Below are 20,664 nucleotides of genomic sequence, written 5' to 3'. Positions count from 1 at the left end.
TGTCGTTGCCCAAAACCGCTGCGCACCTTTGGGCGACATCACTGGACTATCACGCCAAGCCGTTGCCGTTTGGTTTCCGAATTGCCAATGAAGCCGCGGAACCCTATGTCTGGTCGTTCAAACTGGCAACAACTTGATGGCGCGCGCTTTCCTCTTCGTTCTGGACTCCTTCGGCGTCGGCGGCGCGGCTGACGCCGACCGCTACGGTGACGCCGGCGCCAACACTTTCGCGCACATCGCAGAAACCTGTGCAGAGGGCCGCGCGGATCGCGAAGGCCTTCGCAGTGGACCGCTGTTTGTCCCCCACATGGCCTCACTCGGCCTTGGCAAGGCTGCCGAAACCGCAACGGGACTGGGCTTTGCCAGCAGCGGGACGGATCTGCTCCCAACTGCCTTTCACGGCGCCGCACAGGAGGTTTCGGGCGGCAAGGACACGCCGTCGGGCCATTGGGAAATCGCCGGCCTGCCGGTGCGCCTCGACTGGGGCTATTTTCCGGATACGGTGCCCGCCTTTCCGGCCGAACTGACCGAGGCGATCATCCGCGAAGGCAAGGTGCCGGGCATCCTCGGCAATTGCCACGCGCCGGGCACCGAGATCATCGAGCGCTTCGGCGAGGAGCACATCCGGACCGGCAAGCCGATCTGCTACACGTCGGTCGACTCGGTCCTGCAAATCGCCGCGCATGAAGCCCATTTCGGCCTCGATCGGCTTTATGAATTCTGCCAGGTGGTGCGCAGGCTGGTTGACCCGCTGAGGATCGGACGGGTGATCGCGCGGCCGTTCGTCGGCGAAACCTCCACCACTTTCGAGCGGACATACAACCGTCATGACTACGCCGTGCCCCCGCCGGAACCGACCCTGCTCGACCGGCTGACGGCGCGTGGCAGCCGTGTCATCGCCGTCGGCAAGATCGGCGACATCTTCGCCCATCGCGGAATTTCGCAAGTGCGCAAGGCGGCGGGCAACATGGCGATGTTCGACGAGGCGCTGGGTGCGATGGATGATGCCGGCGACGGTGACCTCGTATTCGCCAATTTCGTCGACTTCGACACCGAATTCGGTCACCGCCGCGATGTCGCGGGCTATGCTGCCGCGCTCGAGGCGTTCGACAGGCGGCTGCCGGAGGCATTTGCAAGGCTGCGGCAGGGCGATCTTCTCGTCCTGACGGCCGACCACGGCAACGACCCTACCTGGGGCGGGACCGACCACACGCGCGAGCGCATTCCGGTGATCGGCACTGGACCGGGTTTCAGGGGCGGCGACATCGGGCTCAGAACAACCTTCGCCGACATCGGCGAAACCGTGGCCGAGCATCTCGGCCTGGCGTGCGGCCGTTACGGCACTTCTTTCTATGCGGCGATAGGCGGTCATGCCTGAATTGCCGGAGGTCGAAACCGTCCGGCGCGGACTTCAGCCGGTGCTGGAAGGCGCCACCATCACCCGTGTCGAGGCGCGCCGACCGGATCTGCGCTTTCCATTTCCCGAGAAATTCGCGCAGCGACTGACCGGCAAGACGATCACGGCACTCGGCCGCCGGGCCAAGTATCTGACGATGGACCTGGAAGGCGGCCCCGTGCTGATCTGCCATCTCGGCATGTCGGGCTCATTCCGCATCGAGACGGCCGATGGCAGCGACATGCCCGGCATCTTCCGGCACGACCGCTCGAAGAGCTCCAATCACGATCACGTCGTCTTCCATGTCGTATCTCCGGCAGGCGCCCGATCCCGCGTGATCTTCAATGATCCGCGCCGCTTCGGCTTCATGTTGTTTGCCGAAGGGCCGGACATCCATCCGATGCTGGCCGGGTTGGGCGTCGAGCCTACGGGCAACACATTGGACGGTGCGCTGCTTGCCTCATTGATGAAGGGGCGGCGATCACCGCTGAAGGCAGCGCTTCTCGACCAGAGGCTGATCGCCGGGCTCGGGAACATCTATGTGTCGGAGGCGCTGTGGCGCGCCAACCTGTCGCCGCTGCGCGAGGCGGGCACGATCGCCAAACCCGGAAAGAAAGCCCAGGCCCAAAGCGAACACCTCGCGCAAGCCATCCGTTCGGTGATATCAGATGCGATCGCGGCCGGCGGATCCTCACTGCGGGATTATATGCAGACCGATGGGTCACTGGGCTATTTCCAGCACGCCTTCGCCGTCTACGACCGCGAGGGCGAGTCCTGCTCCAAGCCCGGCTGCAGTGGCCACATCGAACGGATCGTGCAGAGCGGCCGATCGACCTTCTATTGCCGGACATGTCAGCGGTGAGTTAGACGAGCGCGAGCGAGGAGAAGCAGCCATGGCCTATGAGACGATCATCACCGAGACGCACGGCAAGGTCGGACTGATCACGCTGAACAGGCCGCAGGCGCTCAACGCGCTGAACTCCCGGATCCTGACCGAAGTGGTGGCGGCCGTGAACGGGTTCAGCGCCGATCCCGGTATCGGCGCCATGGTCATCACCGGTTCCGAAAAGGCTTTCGCCGCCGGCGCCGATATCAAGGAGATGCAGTCCATCTCCTACGCGGACGCCTACGCCCAAGACTTCTTCGTCGGCTGGGAGGAACTGACGCGGGCGCGAAAGCCAATTATCGCGGCGGTGGCGGGCTATGCACTCGGCGGCGGCTGCGAGCTGGCGATGATGTGCGATTTCATCATCGCCGCCGACACGGCCAAATTCGGCCAGCCCGAGATCACGCTCGGCGTCATTCCAGGCATGGGCGGGTCACAAAGGCTGACCCGCTTCGTCGGCAAGTCGAAGGCGATGGACATGTGCCTGACCGGGCGGATGATGGATGCCGCCGAGGCCGAGCGTTCTGGCCTGGTGTCGCGGGTCGTGCCGGCCGGCGAACTTGTCCAGGAGGCGCTGAAGGCCGCGGCCAAGATCGCCGCTTTCTCGCTACCATCGGTGATGATGGCAAAGGAGGCTGTCAACCGCGCCTTCGAGACGACGCTTGCCGAGGGATTGCGGTTCGAGCGCCGGCTGTTTCACTCGCTGTTTGCCCTGGACGATCAGAAGGAAGGCATGGCGGCCTTTGCCGAGAAGCGGAAGCCGAATTTCACCAACCGCTGACGTCAAGCCTCTCGCCGGGAAGAACATGGCTGTTGGCCGCCAAAAAGAAGGCCAGGCAGCGTTGACGCGCCGGAAAAGCTGAACTATAAGCCGCACCAACCGAGGCGGCCCCGTGGCTGCCCGTTTGTTTTTTGCGCCCTGCGGCATTCCGCATGCGCCGACCAGATCAGAAGAGAGGCATCATGGCCAATACATCCTCGGCCAAAAAGGCAACGCGCAAGATCGTCCGCCGCGCAGCGATCAACAAGAATCGCCGCTCGCGCGTCCGCACCTATATCCGCCAGGTCGAAGAGGCGCTTGCCTCCGGTGACAAGGCTGCCGCACAGGCTGCCTTCAAGATCGCGGAGCCGGAATTGATGCGCGCCGCGACCAAGGGCGTGATTCACAAGAACACGGCGTCCCGCAAGGTGTCGCGACTGGCTCAGCGGGTCAAGGTACTGTCGGCCTGACATTACTTGCCTAGACTGACGTTCTTCGAACCCGGCCGTTTGTGCCGGGTTTTTTCGTTTGCCGGCAAGCACTTAAAAAGAATGTCCGGAAACGCCGTCTTGTGCGGATTTCACAATTAGGAATAGTTTGCCGGCATATGCATGCCTGCTGTTGACCCGCATGCATGAAAAGGGCCGGCTTAATGATTCTTGGCTGTCAGAAATAGATGATATTTTTCAGGTACTTATAGGCGGTGATCCACAGCTTGTCCACACCGGACCGACCCGATCGGGGACAAGTCGCTGTCAAGCGAATTATTTCAGAATATTTCTGTCAGCGCCCGGTTTTTCATATTCGCCGGAAAAGGGTTTGAATCACAATGGCTTTGTTAAATTGTGCCGTTGCGGCACGCCACTCGAACCCGCCTCCAGTAACCAGATTCCTTAAAAATCCGTTAGACGTGGCCTTGCCCTATCCACAGCGATTTCGGTAGTGTCGATCTATCGAAAGGGACGGGCTCAGGCCCTTAACCCAAGCCTGAATCGGCCAGCTTAAATTGGCGGGATTTGCAACGCGGATCAAGTCCGCGGACGGGTTTGGTTTGTCTTTTTCGATACGGTAGGGGACTGGCGTAACTAGACATGGCAGGTAGACGGCGCGCCGGCGCTCTTTTCGCCGGACGGTGTTGTATTGCCCTGACATACCCAACGCGGACCGGCTTCCATGGGCCGGCACCGGTTCCCACGGATAATGGGCGACGTTCATCTGCCGGCGGCGGCAGCGGACATCGTAGGTCGCCGGAACCGGATGCAGGAGGCGCATCCCCGGTGGAAACAGGTACGGAAGGACAAGGAAAAGATCATGCAGAGCGGCATCGAAAGGGAGCTTACGGGCGACCTCCCATTTCCTGGAACTTTGATCGGAGCAAACGACATGGCGGTGTCCAGCGACGCGGAACAGAAATTCGACCGGGTCAAAACCCAGTTGAAGGCGCGCCTGGGAACCGAAGTCTATTCGAGCTGGTTTGGCCGCATGAAGGTCGCCGAGGCTTCCAAGGGCATCGTCCGCATCTCGGTGCCTACCGCCTTCCTGCGCTCCTGGATCAACGGCCACTATCTCGACCTCATCTCCGAGCTGTGGAAGCAGGAGGATCCCGATCTTCTCAAGATCGACATCGTCGTGCGCACGGCAACCCGTCAGGGACGCAGCCAGGCCGAGCCAGAGGTAACGCCAGCACGCAGCAAGGTGACACGGCAGACGCAGACGGCGCTTGCCGCCGGCACAGTCAGCCCCAGCCGGGTGGAGCGTGCATCGGCTCCGCGTCCGGGCACACCGATCGAGAGCGAATTCCGCCACAACGTTCTGGGGTCACCGCTCGATCCGCGCTACACGTTCGGCTCTTTTATAGAGGGACCGTCGAACCGGGTGGCCTTCGCCGCCGCCAAGGCAGTGGCGGAATCGCAATCGAGCGCGGTGCGCTTCAACCCGCTTTTCCTTCACGCAACCGTCGGGCTCGGCAAGACCCATTTGCTGCAGGCCATCGCCGCGGAATCGCTCAAGCAGAACCCCAAGTCGCGCGTCGTCTATCTCACGGCCGAGTATTTCATGTGGCGCTTTGCCACCGCGATCCGCGACAACAACGCGCTGACGCTCAAGGAGCAGCTGCGCGACATCGACCTGCTCATCATCGACGACATGCAGTTCCTGCAGGGCAAGTCGATCCAGCATGAATTCTGCCACCTGATCAACATGCTGCTCGACAGCGCCAAGCAGGTCGTCGTCGCTGCCGACCGGCCACCATCGGAACTGGAATCGCTCGAACCGAGGGTCCGTTCGCGCCTCAATGGCGGTGTCGCGCTTGAAATGTCGGCGCCCGATTTCGCCATGCGCCTCGGCATGCTCAAATTGCGTCTTGCCACGGCCAGGAGCGACGACGCATCGCTCGACATTTCGGAGGAGATCCTCAATCACGTCGCCCGCACCGTGACCGGCAGCGGACGCGAGCTGGAAGGCGCCTTCAATCAGCTTTTGTTCCGTCAATCCTTCGAGCCGCAGATCACCATCGACCGGATCGACGAAATCCTCGGCCACATCTATCGCACCGGCGAGCCGAAGCGTGTCCGTATCGAGGACATCCAGCGCATCGTGGCGCGTCACTACAATGTGTCGAAGACCGAATTGCTGTCCAACCGGCGCACGCGCACCATCGTCAAGCCGCGGCAGGTCGCCATGTACCTGTCGAAGGTGATGACGCCGCGCTCGCTACCCGAGATCGGACGGCGTTTCGGCGGCCGCGATCACACCACGGTGCTGCATGCCGTGCGCAAGATCGAAGACCTTTCCGGCAACGACAACACGCTGGCGCAGGAACTTGAGCTCCTGAGGCGGCTGATCAACGATCAGGCCTGACATCCGGGAGTGGCCGAACCGAAACAACGCCGGAATTCAACGGCTTGCCAGTGCGGCGCTGGGCCTGCATCGGACTCGTGGCGGCACCTGGAAGCGATCTGGATTTCGGTTTTTCGACACTGGCTCGCGGACTTCGGGCGCGTTATCCCCAGAAAGCCCGCGTAGCCGGCCTGAACCGGTGGCGCGGGCTTGCGTTTGCTGGTTTTTTCCTGTCAGTTTACGCAGATTCTGAGCCTGTTCAGACCTTCGCGGGACGCCGCCCACTGGTGGCCCGTCATTCATTCAAGCGAGCCTGTTTCGTCATGCGTGTTATCCTGGAACGGTCAAATCTCCTGAAGTCGCTCAACCACGTCCACCGTGTGGTCGAGCGGCGAAACACCATACCGATCCTGTCCAACGTGCTGCTCGGCGCCGAAGGCGCCAGCCTTGAAATGAAGGCGACCGATCTCGACCTCGAGGTGACCGAAGCGACGCCCGCCAAGGTGGAGCGCGGCGGGGCGACGACGGTCCCGGCACATCTGCTCTACGACATCGTGCGCAAGCTCGCCGATGGCGCCGAGGTGATGCTGAAGACGGACGAGGACGGCAACGCCATGACGGTGACGTCTGGCCGCTCGAGCTTCCGCCTGCAGTGCCTGCCGCAATCCGACTTCCCGGAGCTTTCGGCTGGATCCTTCTCCCATATCTTCCGTCTCGATTCGGTTGCCCTGAAAGGCCTGATCGAGAAGACCCAGTTCGCCATCTCCACCGAGGAGACACGCTATTACCTGAACGGCATCTACCTGCACACGCATGAGGTCGGCGGCAAGCTGAAGCTGCGCTCGGTGGCGACCGATGGCCACCGCCTGGCGCGCGCCGAGATCGACGCACCGGCGGGTTCCGAGGGCATGCCGGGCATCATCATTCCGCGCAAGACGGTGAGCGAACTGCAGAAGCTTGTCGACGATCCGGATGTTGCGGTGACCACCGAACTGTCGGACACCAAGATCCGCTTCACCATCGGCAGCGTGGTTTTGACCTCGAAGCTGATCGACGGCACCTTCCCCGATTATCAGCGGGTCATTCCGACCGGCAACGACAAAAAGCTGATCATCGACCGCCAGAGCTTTGCCGCCGCCGTCGATCGCGTCTCGACCATCTCTTCCGAACGCGGTCGCGCGGTGAAGCTGTCGATCAGCGAGGGTCAGGTGACGCTTGCGGTCAACAATCCGGATTCAGGTAGCGCCACCGAAGAACTGTCGGCTGACTATTCATCCGATCCCATCGAGATCGGCTTCAACGCCAAGTACCTGCTCGACGTTGCCGCGCAGCTGACAGGTACGGAGGCCAAATTCATGCTGGCGGACGCCGGTTCGCCGACGCTGATCCACGACATGGCCGACGAGACCGCACTCTATGTGCTGATGCCGATGCGGGTGTAGCGGCGCGGTGTCAGCACGTCGGTCCTGTTGTGGACCGGCGGCAAGCGCGATATTTACGGCAACTTCTAGAGCAATTCCAGGAAAAGTGTGAAGCGGTTTTCCGTCCGGAATTGCCTCAAAACAAAGAGATAGAGCGGTTCTGCGTTTCCGTGAAACGATGGAGCGCTCTATAGGCGGATAGCGGTGCCGGCACAGACCCATATAAGTAAGCTAACACTTACTAATTTCCGCAACTATGCAGCGCTGACGATCGATCTGGCGCCGGGTGCCGTGGTTTTTTCCGGCGACAACGGCGCCGGCAAGACCAATCTCCTCGAAGCGATATCCTTTCTGACACCTGGGCGCGGCTTGCGCCGCGCCCCCTACGCGGATGTCGCACGCGAGGGCGGCGACGGCGGCTTTGCATTGCATGCCCGGCTCGACGGACCTGACGGCCAGGTCGAGATCGGAACAGGCATTTCCGGCGGCGACACCGCCGGCGAAGGCGGCAGGCGGGTGCGCATCAATGGAGCTCCGGCGCGTTCGGCCGAGGACATGCTGGAATGGCTGCGCGTGGTGTGGCTGACACCGGCGATGGATGCGTTGTTCACCGGCCCGGCCGCGGATCGCCGGCGCTTTCTCGACCGGCTGGTGCTGGCGATCGATCCCGGCCACGGGCAACGTGCGATCGACTATGAGAAGGCGATGCGTGGTCGTAACCGCTTGCTTACTGAAGGCTCCCGAGACGAGCGCTGGTTCGACGCGATCGAGACGCAGATGGCCGAAACCGGTGTGGCGATCGCCGCCGCGCGAGCCGAGATGGTGCGCCTTCTGGCCGCCATGATCGACAGGCTGCCCGACACGGGGCCGTTTCCGCAGGCCGATATCGGCCTTTCGGGAGACCTGGAAGCCGAAATTGCCACCGCGCCGGCAGTCGATGTCGAGGAGCGCTTCCGCCGGACGCTTGTCGAGGGTCGTGACCGTGATCGTGCCGCCGGGCGCACGCTCGATGGCCCGCACCGTTCGGACCTGATCGTTCGGCACCGGCCCAAGGCGATGCCGGCCGAGCTCTGCTCGACCGGCGAGCAGAAGGCGCTGCTGGTCGGCATCGTGCTGTCGCATGCAAGGCTGACCGGCGAAATGTCGGGCATGACGCCGATCCTGCTGCTCGACGAGATCGCCGCGCATCTCGACAGCCGGCGGCGCGCGGCGCTGTTTTCCATCCTGGAGGAGCTGAACTGCCAGGCGTTCATGACAGGAACCGATGCTGCGCTGTTTTCCAGTCTCCAGGGACGCGCGCAATTCCTGACTGTCGACCATGGGACGGTTGGGCCAACCGAAGACCCCTGACAAGGTTTTTCAGTCCCTGTATGATCAGGCAATGACCACTGCCGCCCTGACCGCAGACGAGATCGAACGCTATGCCCGCCACATCGTGCTGCCGGAGATCGGCGGCGCCGGCCAGCAAAGGCTGAAACAGGCCCGGGTGCTGGTCATCGGCGCTGGTGGGCTGGGTGCGCCGGTGCTCGAATATCTCGCCGCCGCCGGCATCGGCACACTCGGCGTGGTCGATGACGACACCGTTTCGCTGTCCAACCTGCAGCGCCAGGTCATTCACGGTACCGATACTGTCGGCATGCTGAAAACCGATAGCGCCAAGGCGGCAATCGCCCGCATCAATCCCAACACAACGGTTGAAGCGCACGCAATCCGGCTGACCACGGACAACGCGCCCGCCCTCGTCGCCCGCTATGACATCGTCGTCGACGGTTCCGACAATTTCGAAACGCGCTATGCCGTGGCCGATGCCTGCGCCAGCGAAGGCAAGCCGCTGGTGCATGCCGCCGTCGGACGCTTCGATGGTTCGGTAACGGTGCTGAAGCCATTCGAAGACGACAAGGACGGCAAGCCCAACCCGGGCTATCGCGATCTGTTTCCCGAAGCGCCACCGCCGGGCCTGGTGCCGTCCTGCGCCGAAGCCGGCGTGCTTGGCGTGCTGACCGGCGTCGTCGGCACGCTGCAGGCTATGGAGACGATCAAGCTGATCACCGGCGTCGGCGAACCGCTGGTCGGCCGGCTGCTGCTCTACGATGGGCTGGCGGCGCGCTTCGACACCATCCGCTACAAGAGAAGCTGAATTCTTGGACCGGATCGAAGCTGTCTCCATCACGCGGATTCCGACCGATTTCGACCGTTGGGACGATGTGCTCGCATTGATCATGCGTGCCTTCGCCTCGATGGACGGCGTCATCGACCCGCCCTCCTCGGCCCACCTGCTGACCGCCAATGGCCTGCGGGACAAGGCGCGGCGGGAGACCGGCTTCGTTGCAATCAGGGGCGACAGGATCGTCGGCTGCGTCTTTGCCCTTGAAAGGGTGGCGGAACTCTATGTCGGCAAGCTCGCCGTCGCGCCGGACTGCCAGGGACAAGGCATTGGCCGACGGCTGATGCAGGCGATCGAAGACCTTGCCCGCAGCCGCGGCAAGTTCGCCATCGAGCTTCAGACGCGGATCGAGTTGACCGCAAACCATGCGGCCTTTGCCCGCTTCGGTTTTCGCGAAACCGAACGGACGGCGCATGAGGGCTATGCCAGGCCGACCTCGATCACCATGCGCAAAGCCCTCCCGTAAGTCCTATCTTACGGTTTGTAGGCCAAGGATATTGCACCACGACAGCGTCAGGTCCTGAGCGGCAGCACGCGGTCTGGTGGGCGGTGGCCGTCAACGAAGGCGCGGATATTGATGATGACCTTTTCACCCATGTCGATGCGGCCCTCGAGCGTCGCCGAGCCCATATGCGGCAAAAGCACGACCTTGTTCTTGGCCGCGAGCTTCAGCAGCTTGCCGTTCAAGGCCGGCTCGTGCTCGTAGACATCGAGGCCGGCGCCGGCGATCTTGCCGTCCTGGATCAGCTTGACCAGTGCTTCCTCGTCGATGATGTCGCCGCGCGCGGTGTTGACGACATAGGCGGTGGGCTGCAGCAGCGCCAGCCGCCGCGCCGAAAGCAGATGGAAGGTTGCCGGCGTCGAGGGACAGTTGACCGAGATGATATCCATGCGGGCCAGCATCTGGTCGAGGCTTTCCCAATAGGTCGCCTCCAGCCCGTCTTCCACCTCCGGCAGCACGCGGTGACGATTGTGATAGTGGATCGACAGTCCGAAGGCCTTGGCCCGCCTGGCGACGGCGGTGCCGATGCGGCCCATGCCGACAATGCCGAGCCGCTTGCCCCAGATGCGCCGGCCCAGCATCCAGGTCGGCGACCAGCCAGCCCATTTCTTGTCGCCGGTGAGCACATTGGCACCCTCCGCCAGCCGCCGCGGCACCGCCAGCATCAGCGCCATGGTCATGTCGGCGGTGTCCTCGGTCAGGACATTCGGCGTGTTGGTGACGGTGATGCCCCTCTTGGCCGCGGCCGCGACATCGATCTTGTCGACGCCATTGCCGAAGTTGGCGATCAGTTTGAGGTTGTCGCCGGCCTGGGCGATCAGCGCCGCGTCGATCTGGTCGGTTACGGTCGGCACCAACACGTCGGCCTCCTTGACCGCAGCAACCAGTTCCGGCTGCGTCATTGGCCGGTCCTCGACATTCAGCCTTGCGTCGAACAGTTCACGCATACGGGTCTCGACCGGATCGGGCAGCTTTCGCGTGATGACCACGAGAGGCTTCTTTTTGCCTGCCATTGTTTCCCTCGTTGAGACCTCTTTAACCAAGACCGGCGAAACTGAAAGCCGTCGCGGTGCCGATTACTTCCTGTAACAAGCGGTGCCGCCGAAGACAAAGAAAAAGGGGCGCCGAGGCCGATGGGCAAGCGCCGAAAGGAACGAAAGTGTCTGGTTTCGCGTCGCTTCGCCTGACCCTCAGTGCAGCATTTCTCGGCGCGCTGCTTTATTCTCCGCTTGTGGCCGCGCAGAGTGCCGCAGCACCCGCCCAAAGCGTCGTCACGCTCGGGCCGAGCGGCCTGCCGCTGCCGCGCTTCGTCAGCCTGAAATCCGGCCGCGTCAACTCGCGCGTCGGCCCCGGCGCCAACTACTCGGTCGACTGGATGTACATGAAGGCCGGCCTGCCGATGGAGATCATCCAGGAATTCGACACATGGCGCCGCGTACGTGATGCCGACGGTTCGGAAGGCTGGATCAACCAGTCGCTGCTTTCCGGTCGACGTACGGCAATCGTCGCACCATGGCAGCGCGGCAAGGGCTCGCAGGTCAACCTTCTCAACAGCCCCGACAAGGACGCAAGGGTGGTCGCGATGATCGAGCCGGGTGTGATGGGCACGATCAAATCCTGCGACGGTCAGTGGTGCGAAATGACGTTCGACGGCCACACCGGCTGGCTTGCCCAGTCGATTGTCTGGGGCGCCTATCCCGGCGAACGGGTCAAGGACTGATTCTTTTCACCCGTTGACAGCGACCTTTCGAAGATTCGCGGTCGTGGTTCAGCGCCCGATGCGGCCGAGATGGGTTTCCTGAAAGCCGGTTGACAGCTTCAGGCCGTAACCCAGCGCACGATCGATGGCTATGTGGGCGATCCAGATCAGCGCAACCGTCATCGCGACCGCATTGCCCCACATGTGCCCGGCGAGCAGCAACAGCACGGGCACGATCAGGATGTGCAAGGCGTTGTAGGCAAGGGCACCGACGCGTGGACCCGCCAGATAGCCTGACATCGACAGGTCAGGTGCCAAGATAAGCAATCCGAACAGCCACCAGGATGTGCCGGTTGAGCCGTAGAAAACGACGGCAGCCACCGCCGCGATTGCCCATTCGAGCCGGATCGCGAGATCGAGGGGTTTCATCCCTGGTCGAAGATTCTGGCCTGGTCGAAGATTCTGGCCTTGCCGATGATTCTGGCCTTGCCGCTCATTTTGGTCCAGCCGATCATTCCGGCCTCGCCGGTCATTGGCAGCGTTTGGGACGCAGCCTCACGACGATGTCGACATTGGCGATCTCCATCCCTTCCGGAGGCTCCGGCAGGTTGGCAACCGTCACCGGACCACTGTCGATGTCGAATATGCGGTTTTCGCCTTCGATGTAGAAATGGTGGTGATCGGAGGTGTTGGTGTCGAAATAGGTTTTCGCGCCCTCGACGGCGAGGATGCGCAAAAGTCCCGCCTGGGTGAACTGGTGAAGGGCATTGTAGACGGTGGCCAGCGACACCGGCACGCCAGCGGCAACCGCCTCCTCGTGCAGCTCCTCGGCCGACAGATGACGGTCGCCCTTGGCGAAAAGCAGATCGGCCAGCGCAATGCGCTGACGCGTCGGCCTCAGGCCGGCTTCACGGACCCGCTTGTCCACAGCGACATTTTCCTTCCGGCCGTCCAGGTCCATCTCTCGTCGAACCCCACAGTTCCGCCCCAAGACACGCCCAGAATGGCAAAAAAATGAACGTCTGCCGAAACCGGACCTCTCAGGACATATATTCTGTCGGCCGAATGCGATCAATAGCGCGCATTGACCCAGGCAGACGAGCAGGCTAAGCGCAAACGCCGGTTTCCGGCCTGAAACAGATTGTGTTAGGAAACCAACGACAAGGGCACCCGATAGCCCGGAACGATATGGGATGAGATTGATGGCGGGTAAAACCAGCTACGAGTACGACGAATTGCTGGCCTGCGCCCGCGGAGAACTGTTCGGACCGGGCAATGCCCAGCTTCCCTATCCGCCGATGCTGATGTTCGACCGCATCACGGAGATCAGCGAGACCGGCGGCGCCTTCGAGAAGGGTTTCATCCGCGCGGAGTTCGACATCAAGCCGGACCTGTGGTTCTTTGCCTGCCATTTCATCGGCAATCCAATCATGCCGGGGTGCCTCGGCCTCGACGCCATGTGGCAATTGACGGGCTTCTATCTTGGCTGGCTGGGCGAACCCGGCAAGGGAATGGCGCTGTCGACCGGCGAAGTGAAATTCAAGGGCATGGTCACGCCCTCTGTGAAGAAGGTCGAATATGGCATCGACTTCAAGCGCGTGATGCGGGGCCGTCTGGTGCTCGGCATCGCCGATGGCTGGCTGAAGGCGGATGGCGAACCCATATACGCGGCAACGGATTTGAAAGTCGGTCTGTCCAAGCAGTCGGCGGTTGGCTGACCGGCATCCCTGGCCGGCCCCCCTGGCCAGCATCCCTGGAAGGAGTTGCGAATGAGACGTGTCGTAGTCACAGGCATCGGCATCGTGTCGTCGATCGGCAACAATGCCAACGAGGTGCAAGCCTCGCTGCATGACGCCAGATCCGGCATCAGCTTCTCGGATTCCTTCGCCGAACATGGCTTCCGTTGCCAGGTATGGGGAGCGCCGACGCTCGATCCATCGGCGATGATCGATCGCCGTGCGATGCGCTTCCTGAGCCAGGGTGCTGCCTGGAACCATGTCGCCATGGACCAGGCGATCGCGGATGCGGGCCTCGGCGAGAGCGACATCACCAATGAGCGCACCGGCATCGTCATGGGATCGGGCGGGCCATCCACCCGCACCATCGTTGAGGCGGCCGAAACGACGCTGAAGAACGGCAGTCCAAAGCGCATCGGTCCGTTCGCGGTGCCGAAGGCAATGTCGTCGACCGCATCGGCGACGCTTGCCACATGGTTCAAGATCCACGGCGTCAACTACTCGATCTCGTCGGCCTGTTCGACCTCGGCGCATTGCATCGGCAATGGCTATGAATTGATCCAGTGGGGCAAGCAGGACATCGTCTTCGCCGGCGGCCACGAGGATCTCGACTGGACGATGTCGGACCTGTTCGACGCGATGGGCGCAATGTCGTCGAAATTCAACGACCGGGCGTCCGCCGCTTCGCGTGCGTATGACGTCAATCGAGACGGCTTCGTCATTGCCGGCGGGGCCGGCGTGCTGGTGCTGGAAGAGCTTGAGCATGCCAAGGCGCGCGGTGCCAAGATCTATGCCGAGATCGTCGGCTATGGCGCGACGTCGGATGGCTATGACATGGTTGCTCCTTCAGGCGAGGGCGCGGTCCGCTGCATGCGCCAGGCGCTGGCCACGGTTGCCACCCCGGTCGACTACATCAACACCCACGGCACCTCGACGCCGGTGGGTGATTCCAAGGAAATGGGAGCGATCCGCGAAGTGTTCGGGCCAGAGATGCCATATATCACCTCGACGAAGTCGCTGACCGGCCATTCGCTGGGCGCTGCCGGCGTGCAGGAATCCATCTACTCGATCCTGATGATGCAGGGCGGTTTCATCGGCGAAAGCGCCCACATCGAGACCCTGGATCCCGAATTCGAGGGTATGCCGATCGTGCGAAAGCGCATCGACGACGCCAGCATCGACACCGTCTTGTCCAATTCGTTCGGCTTCGGCGGCACCAACGCCACGCTCGTTTTCCAGCGCTATTCCGCATAAGGATTTGCCGGCCATGGACGGATTGATGAAAGGCAAGCGCGGGCTTGTCATGGGTGTCGCCAACGATCATTCGATCGCCTGGGGCATCGCCCGGAAATTATCCGAACATGGGGCGGAACTCGCCTTCACCTATCAGGGCGATGCCTTCGGACGCCGGGTCAAGCCGCTGGCCGACAAGCTCGGCGCCTCGCTGGTCGTGCCGTGCGACGTCGAGGACAGTGCTTCGGTCGCCTCCACGTTCGAAACCCTGGGCAAGGAATGGGGCGGGCTGGATTTCGTCGTCCACGCCATTGGCTTTTCCGACAAGAACGAGCTGAAGGGCCTTTACGCCGACACCAGCCGGGACAATTTCGTCCGCACCATGGTGATCTCCTGCTACTCCTTCACCGAAGTCGCCCGCCATGCTGCCACCTTGATGAAAGACGGCGGATCGATGATCACGCTGACCTATGCGGGCTCGGTCCGCGTCATGCCGAACTACAATGTCATGGGCGTCGCCAAGGCCGGACTGGAGGCGAGTGTCCGGTACCTCGCCAACGATTACGGTCCGCGCGGCATCCGGGTGAACGGCATATCGGCTGGACCGGTGCGCACGCTCGCCGGCGCCGGCATTTCCGATGCGCGCCACATGTTCTCCTACCAGCAGCGAAACTCGCCGCTGCGCCGCACGGTGACCATCGACGAGGTCGGCGGCTCGGCACTTTACCTGTTGTCGGATCTGTCTTCCGGGGTTACCGGCGAAATCCACTATGTTGATTCCGGCTATCACATCGTTTCCATGCCGACGCTCGACGAATTGAAGCAGACCGACGGCGGACGAGACTAACGCCTGTCGCCCAAAAGGTGCGCGGCGGTTTTGAAATGGCGACATTTGAAGACACGAAGCTTAAAGCGCGCCAATGGAATCCGTTTCAGCGCCAGGCGCATTGATCCGCTCAAGAAATACTTGAGGTCCAATAAAATTGGATTCATTCGCGGAAACTCATTTTAAGGAGATATCCGCTAGAAGGTCCCGTACTCAGGGGAACTTTCAATGCTCGCCGTCAGCAACCCGAAGCGAACACCGGTGTTCCGACTGCTCACCATAGCGAGTTCGGGTCTCGGCAGTTTCGTCCTCGGGCTCTGGGGCCTGAAGCTCGGTCTCGGCGATGGTTTTGCCGGCATCTCCGCGGACATGATGGTCTCTGTGATGGCCGCTCTTTGCGCACTGGCGGCGTCGGTCGCCGCGATGTCCTTCTTCGCCGGCGTCGATGAATCAGCGGATTTCGTCTTCACGGAAACACATTTCGACAAGCTGACCGGCCTGGTGGCACGACCGGCGATGGTCGGCAAGATTGCCGAGGCGGCATGCGCGACAAGCCGGACCGGTGAGCCGATGTTTCTTATCGATATCGACATCGATCGGTTCAAACAGATCAACGACGCCATCGGCTACAGCCAGGGCGACAAGCTGATCCGCGCCTTCACCAAGCGATTGAAGACTTGCGTGCCACCGCGCGCGCTGATCGGACGCATCGGTGCCGGTGAATTCGCGATCCTGCTCCCTGACAACCAGGTTTCGGGGTCCTTGGAAAGCACTGTAGAAAGGCTCATCGACGAGATGATGGAGCCCTATGAGCTCGGCACGCACCTGCAATCGGTCAGCCTGTCGGTGGGCATCGTGGCTATGCCAAAGGACGGCGTCGATCCCGTCCTCATCCTGCGCCGCTCCAATCTGGCGCTGCAGAACGCGCGCGCCAGCGGCGTCGGCAACTGGTCGGTCTTTCATGCCGAAATGGGCAGGGTCGCCGACCATCGCCAATGGATCGAATCCGAACTGCATATAGGCTTCGAGCGCGGTGACTTCGATCTTCATTACCAGCCGCAGCTCGATCTCCCGACCGGCCGCATCGTCGGGTACGAAGCGTTGATCCGCTGGCGGCATCCGGAACGCGGCATGATCCCGCCGATGGAGTTCATTCCGATCGCCGAGGAAACCGGCATGATCGGCCCGATCGGCGAATGGGTGCTGCGCAAAGCCTGCAGCGACGCCCGGCATCTGCCCGACGACTGCTTCGTCGCTGTCAACATCTCGCCCGTGCAGTTCATGACCAAGGACTTCGTCGGTATCGTGCGCGACACCATGATGAGCACCGGAATCAAGCCGTCGCGGCTGGAACTGGAAGTGACCGAGACGGCGATGATGCAGGACCGCGACCGCGCCGCCGCCATCCTGAAGGAGCTTGCGGATATGGGCATCTCGGTCGCCGTCGACGATTTCGGTACCGGCTATTCCAATTTGAGCTACCTGATCGATTTCTCGTTCGGCAAGCTGAAGATCGACCGGTCCTTCGTCAGCCGCCTCGACACCGATTCCAGCTCCGGCGCGGTCGTCTCGACCATCGTCGGGCTTTCGCGCGCGCTCGGCGTCAGCATCATTGCCGAAGGTGTCGAGACCGAAAGCCAGGCGACGCTGCTCAGGGCGGCCGGCTGCGAAGTGGTGCAAGGCTACCTGTACGGCAGGCCGGCCCCCCTCAAGATCAGGGTCGGCGACGCGCATGTCACCGACGAGGTCCGACGCGTCGCCAATCTGCATTGAGTGCGACGCGATGTCTGTTTTCGTCCGAGCATAATCTTTCCCGAAAACCGGTATCCACTTTTCGGGATCATGCTTCAACGACGAGCGGAAAGCACCTTGAACATGCCGTCGCGAGCGAGTTCGGCATGGCTCGAAAAGGCAGCCGCCAGGATCGGCTCATAGGGAAGCTGACGGTTGGCGACCATGAACAGCCGCCCACCCGGCTTCAAGGCCTTGGCCGCCGCGCGAATCATGCCGGCGCCGATCTCCGGCTCGGCCGCCCGGCTGCGGTGAAAGGGCGGGTTCATGACGATCGCGTCGTAGCGCTTCTCTACCGGTTCCTTCAGCAGATCGATCCAGAAGAAGTTTCTGGCGATCGACTGGATGACCCCTGGCAGATTGAGCTTCGCGGCTTCGAGCGCGGCGAAATCGGCCTCATAGAGGTCGAGCGCCTGAACGCCGGGGGAGCGGGCGGCGATCTCGGCAGCCACATAGCCCCAACCAGCGCAGAAATCGGCAATGTTGCCACGCAGATCATCGGGCAGGTTCTCGACCAGCAGTCTCGAACCGCTATCGATCCGGTCGAAGGAGAACATGCCGGGCGCGGTGTGGAACCGGCTTTCAACCAGCAGAGCGGGATTGGCAGCGCGCAATTCATCCGCGGCGGCCAGATCGGCGGGACGTCGCAACCAGAAGGCAACGCCGTGATATTTGGGCAAATGGCCTTCAAGCGGCACAAGCTCGTCAACGCGCTTGCGCAGGCTGGCAATGCCATCGTCCTTGCCGCCGGCAATGACGACCAGGCCGCCCGGTGCCACGCGCTCAAGCGCCTGCGCGAGGCGCACTTCGTTCAGGCCGCGATGCCGGCCGGCGAGCACAAGTGCCATATCGAAGCCATCGCCTTCCACTTGCGCGGTGACGACGAAGCCAGACGCCTGCAGCGCGCTAAAATGCAGTCGGAAGCCCTGCACGAGGTGAAGGGTCGCCTCAAAGCCTTCAGGCAGGCGAAAACCCGGCTCAGCGCCGAGAAACAGGGCGCGCGTGCCCTTTCCCGGCAGAGGAACAGCCTCCGCCTCGAAGGGATGGAAAAGCGTCTTCAACGGCTCGGCGGACATTGTTGGATCTCGACTTGTCTAAGCGCTCTGAAAGCCAGACTGAAAATGAAAACGGGCGCGACATAAGCCGCGCCCGTTTCGATTCATGGTCTCAGACCAATCAGGCGGCGTTTTCTTCGCCTTCGGTCTTCTTGTCGCGGGCGAGTTCCTTGCCGGTGGCCTGGTCGACGACCTTCATCGACAGGCGGACCTTGCCGCGCTCGTCGAAGCCCATCAGCTTGACCCAGACCTTGTCGCCTTCCTTGACCACGTCCGAGGTCTTGGCGACCCGGTCGTTGGCAAGCTGCGAGATGTGGACGAGGCCGTCACGCGGACCGAAGAAGTTGACGAAAGCGCCGAAGTCCGCGGTCTTGACGACCGTACCTTCGTAGATCTCGCCGACTTCCGGCTCGGCGACGATGGTGTGGATCCACTTCTTCGCCGCCTCGATCTCCTTGGCGTTGGACGAAGCGATCTTGACCGTGCCGTCGTCCTCGATGTTGATCTTGGCGCCGGTCTTTTCGACGATCTCGCGGATGACCTTGCCGCCCGAGCCGATCACGTCACGGATCTTGTCGGTCGGGATGTGCATCACTTCGATGCGCGGCGCGAACTCACCCAGTTCCGAACGCGCGCCGGTCAGAGCATGCGCCATCTCGCCGAGGATGTGCTGGCGGCCATCCTTGGCCTGGTCCAGCGCGATCTTCATGATCTCCTCGGTGATGCCTTCGATCTTGATATCCATCTGCAGCGAGGTGATGCCGCTGGCGGTGCCGGCGACCTTGAAGTCCATATCGCCGAGGTGATCTTCGTCACCGAGGATGTCGGACAGAACGGCGAACCGCTCGCCTTCCTTGATCAGGCCCATGGCGATACCGGCGACGGGCTTGGCCAGCGGCACGCCGGCATCCATCAGCGCCAGCGAGGTGCCGCAGACAGTGGCCATCGACGACGAACCGTTGGACTCGGTGATCTCCGAGACGACGCGCAGCGTGTAGGGGAACTGGTCGGCACTCGGCAGCATCGGGCGAATGGCGCGCCAGGCGAGCTTGCCATGGCCGATTTCGCGCCGGCCCGGCGATCCCATGCGGCCCGTTTCACCGACGGAGTAGGGAGGGAAGTTGTAGTGAAGGAGGAACTTCTCCTTGTACATGCCGGTCAGCGAGTCGACATACTGCTCGTCCTCGCCGGTGCCGAGCGTGGCAACGACCAGCGCCTGGGTCTCGCCGCGGGTGAACAGCGCCGAACCGTGGGTGCGCGGCAGGACGCCGACTTCGGAGACGATCTTGCGGACCGTCTTGAGGTCACGGCCATCGATGCGCGAGCCGGTGTCGAGGATGTTCCAGCGCACGACCTTGGCCTGGAGTTCCTTGAATACCGAACCGATCTGCTCGGAAGTGTACCTGGCATCTTCGCCTTCGGCCGGGGCAAACGCTGCCTTGACCTTAGACTTGACGGCGTCGACGGCGGCGTAACGCTTCTGCTTGTCGACGTTCTTGTAGGCATTGCTGAGTTCGTCCCCGACGATCTTCAGCATCTCGGCTTCAAGCGCGGAATAGTCCGGCGCGGTGAAGTCGCGCGGCTCCTTGGCGGCAACTTCGGCCAGCTTGATGATGGCGTCGATGACCGGCTGGAAACCCTTGTGGCCGAACATGACGGCGCCGAGCATCAGCTCTTCGCCCAATTCCTTGGCTTCGGACTCGACCATCAGCACGGCGTCGCTGGTGCCGGCGACGATCAGGTCGAGCTTGGATTCCTGCATCTCGTCGACATGCGGGTTGAGCACGTATTCACCGTTGATGTAGCCGACGCGGGCGCCGCCGATGGGGCCCATGAAGGGGACGCCTGAGAGCGTCAGGGCAGCCGAAGTGGCGACGATCGACAGGATGTCGGGATCGTTCTCGAGATCATGCTGGACGACGGTGACGACGATCTGGGTGTCGTTCTTGTAGCCTGCGGCGAAGAGCGGGCGGATCGGGCGGTCGATGAGGCGGGAAACCAGCGTTTCCTTCTCGCTCGGACGGCCTTCACGCTTGAAATAGCCACCTGGGATCTTGCCGGCGGCGTAGGTCTTTTCCTGGTAGTTGACGGTCAGCGGAAAGAAATCGAGGCCGGGCTTCGGCTCCTTCATCGAAACGACGGTGGCGAGGACCTTGGTCTCGCCGTAGGTGGCGAGCACCGCGCCATCAGCCTGGCGGGCGATCTTGCCGGTTTCGAGGATGAGCGGACGACCGCCCCATTCGATTTCCACTTTGTGGTGATTGAACATCTCTTGTCCTTAATATGAGAATATGAGGAAAGGGCCGCGCCGTTTCACGGTGCGCGGAGATGCCCTTTCCCTGGCTTCCTTTCTCGGG

At 62.3% G+C, this 20,664-nt stretch carries 19 protein-coding genes; 14 read left to right on the top strand and 5 right to left on the bottom strand.

Annotation, left to right across the window (positions count from 1 at the left end):
- Positions 1-136: 136 nt before the first annotated feature.
- The 9 genes from EOA16_RS07200 to EOA16_RS07160 all read left to right on the top strand — a co-directional run bounded on the left by EOA16_RS07200 (position 137) and on the right by EOA16_RS07160 (position 9,931).
- Positions 137-1,378, top strand: coding sequence for a phosphopentomutase (locus EOA16_RS07200; RefSeq protein ID WP_127256700.1), 1,242 nt, complete (start codon positions 137-139; stop codon positions 1,376-1,378).
- Positions 1,371-2,258, top strand: coding sequence for a bifunctional DNA-formamidopyrimidine glycosylase/DNA-(apurinic or apyrimidinic site) lyase (gene mutM, locus EOA16_RS07195; RefSeq protein ID WP_127256698.1), 888 nt, complete (start codon positions 1,371-1,373; stop codon positions 2,256-2,258). Before EOA16_RS07200 ends, mutM begins: the two co-directional genes overlap by 8 nt.
- A gap of 31 nt (positions 2,259-2,289) precedes the next feature.
- Complete coding sequence (locus tag EOA16_RS07190) at positions 2,290-3,063, top strand: enoyl-CoA hydratase (protein ID WP_127256696.1); 774 nt, start codon at positions 2,290-2,292, stop codon at positions 3,061-3,063.
- Positions 3,064-3,245: 182 nt separating this feature from the next.
- Positions 3,246-3,512 carry a 30S ribosomal protein S20 gene (rpsT, locus tag EOA16_RS07185; protein ID WP_013533694.1) on the top strand — a complete coding sequence of 89 codons (267 nt, stop codon included), beginning with the start codon at positions 3,246-3,248 and terminating at the stop codon, positions 3,510-3,512.
- Positions 3,513-4,425: 913 nt separating this feature from the next.
- Positions 4,426-5,901, top strand: a complete 1,476-nt coding sequence (dnaA, locus tag EOA16_RS07180) for a chromosomal replication initiator protein DnaA (protein ID WP_245455872.1) — start codon at positions 4,426-4,428, stop codon at positions 5,899-5,901.
- A 302-nt stretch (positions 5,902-6,203) separates the two neighbouring features.
- Complete coding sequence (dnaN, locus tag EOA16_RS07175) at positions 6,204-7,322, top strand: DNA polymerase III subunit beta (RefSeq protein ID WP_013527877.1); 1,119 nt, start codon at positions 6,204-6,206, stop codon at positions 7,320-7,322.
- Between the two features lie 183 nt (positions 7,323-7,505).
- Positions 7,506-8,651, top strand: coding sequence for a DNA replication/repair protein RecF (gene recF / locus EOA16_RS07170; protein ID WP_127256692.1), 1,146 nt, complete (start codon positions 7,506-7,508; stop codon positions 8,649-8,651).
- Positions 8,652-8,682: 31 nt separating this feature from the next.
- Positions 8,683-9,438: a molybdopterin-synthase adenylyltransferase MoeB gene (locus EOA16_RS07165; protein WP_127256690.1), complete on the top strand. Its 756-nt coding sequence runs from the start codon at positions 8,683-8,685 to the stop codon at positions 9,436-9,438.
- A 4-nt stretch (positions 9,439-9,442) separates the two neighbouring features.
- A complete protein-coding gene (locus tag EOA16_RS07160) occupies positions 9,443-9,931 on the top strand; it encodes a GNAT family N-acetyltransferase (protein WP_127256688.1) in 489 nt (162 codons plus the stop codon).
- Positions 9,932-9,978: 47 nt separating this feature from the next.
- Here EOA16_RS07160 and EOA16_RS07155 read toward each other — a convergent pair whose 3' ends face one another.
- The gene (locus EOA16_RS07155; protein WP_127256686.1) at positions 9,979-10,980 is read right to left on the bottom strand and encodes a D-glycerate dehydrogenase; all 1,002 of its coding nucleotides are present in this window, start codon (positions 10,978-10,980) and stop codon (positions 9,979-9,981) included.
- Between the two features lie 146 nt (positions 10,981-11,126).
- Here EOA16_RS07155 and EOA16_RS07150 point away from each other — a divergent pair, with 146 nt between their 5' ends.
- Positions 11,127-11,687 (top strand): SH3 domain-containing protein, encoded by a 561-nt coding sequence (locus EOA16_RS07150; RefSeq protein ID WP_127256684.1) that lies wholly within the window; start codon positions 11,127-11,129, stop codon positions 11,685-11,687.
- A 48-nt stretch (positions 11,688-11,735) separates the two neighbouring features.
- On the opposite strand, the gene EOA16_RS07145 is transcribed toward EOA16_RS07150, so the two are convergent.
- Positions 11,736-12,095, bottom strand: a complete 360-nt coding sequence (locus tag EOA16_RS07145; RefSeq protein WP_127256682.1) for a DUF4260 domain-containing protein — start codon at positions 12,093-12,095, stop codon at positions 11,736-11,738.
- Between the two features lie 100 nt (positions 12,096-12,195).
- Positions 12,196-12,627 carry an iron response transcriptional regulator IrrA gene (gene irrA / locus EOA16_RS07140; protein WP_127256680.1) on the bottom strand — a complete coding sequence of 144 codons (432 nt, stop codon included), beginning with the start codon at positions 12,625-12,627 and terminating at the stop codon, positions 12,196-12,198.
- 241 nt (positions 12,628-12,868) lie between these two features.
- Here irrA and fabA point away from each other — a divergent pair, with 241 nt between their 5' ends.
- The 4 genes from fabA to EOA16_RS07120 all read left to right on the top strand — a co-directional run bounded on the left by fabA (position 12,869) and on the right by EOA16_RS07120 (position 17,234).
- A complete protein-coding gene (gene fabA, locus EOA16_RS07135) occupies positions 12,869-13,384 on the top strand; it encodes a 3-hydroxyacyl-[acyl-carrier-protein] dehydratase FabA (protein ID WP_127256678.1) in 516 nt (171 codons plus the stop codon).
- 51 nt (positions 13,385-13,435) lie between these two features.
- Complete coding sequence (gene fabB, locus EOA16_RS07130; protein ID WP_127256676.1) at positions 13,436-14,656, top strand: beta-ketoacyl-ACP synthase I; 1,221 nt, start codon at positions 13,436-13,438, stop codon at positions 14,654-14,656.
- Between the two features lie 13 nt (positions 14,657-14,669).
- Positions 14,670-15,482, top strand: coding sequence for an enoyl-ACP reductase FabI (gene fabI, locus EOA16_RS07125; RefSeq protein WP_127256674.1), 813 nt, complete (start codon positions 14,670-14,672; stop codon positions 15,480-15,482).
- A 207-nt stretch (positions 15,483-15,689) separates the two neighbouring features.
- A complete protein-coding gene (locus EOA16_RS07120; protein ID WP_127256672.1) occupies positions 15,690-17,234 on the top strand; it encodes a bifunctional diguanylate cyclase/phosphodiesterase in 1,545 nt (514 codons plus the stop codon).
- 74 nt (positions 17,235-17,308) lie between these two features.
- Here EOA16_RS07120 and EOA16_RS07115 read toward each other — a convergent pair whose 3' ends face one another.
- Both EOA16_RS07115 and pnp read right to left on the bottom strand, forming a co-directional pair.
- Entirely contained in the window at positions 17,309-18,328 is a 1,020-nt protein-coding gene (locus tag EOA16_RS07115) for a class I SAM-dependent methyltransferase (protein WP_127256670.1), read from the bottom strand.
- 100 nt (positions 18,329-18,428) lie between these two features.
- Positions 18,429-20,576, bottom strand: coding sequence for a polyribonucleotide nucleotidyltransferase (gene pnp, locus EOA16_RS07110; RefSeq protein WP_127256668.1), 2,148 nt, complete (start codon positions 20,574-20,576; stop codon positions 18,429-18,431).
- Positions 20,577-20,664: the final 88 nt, after the last annotated feature.

The organism is Mesorhizobium sp. M7A.F.Ca.US.008.03.1.1 (genome assembly GCF_003997495.1).
Lineage (GTDB): Bacteria > Pseudomonadota > Alphaproteobacteria > Rhizobiales > Rhizobiaceae > Mesorhizobium.
Note: the sequence above shows the minus strand (reverse complement) of the source record. Positions and strands in the feature narration are given on the sequence as shown.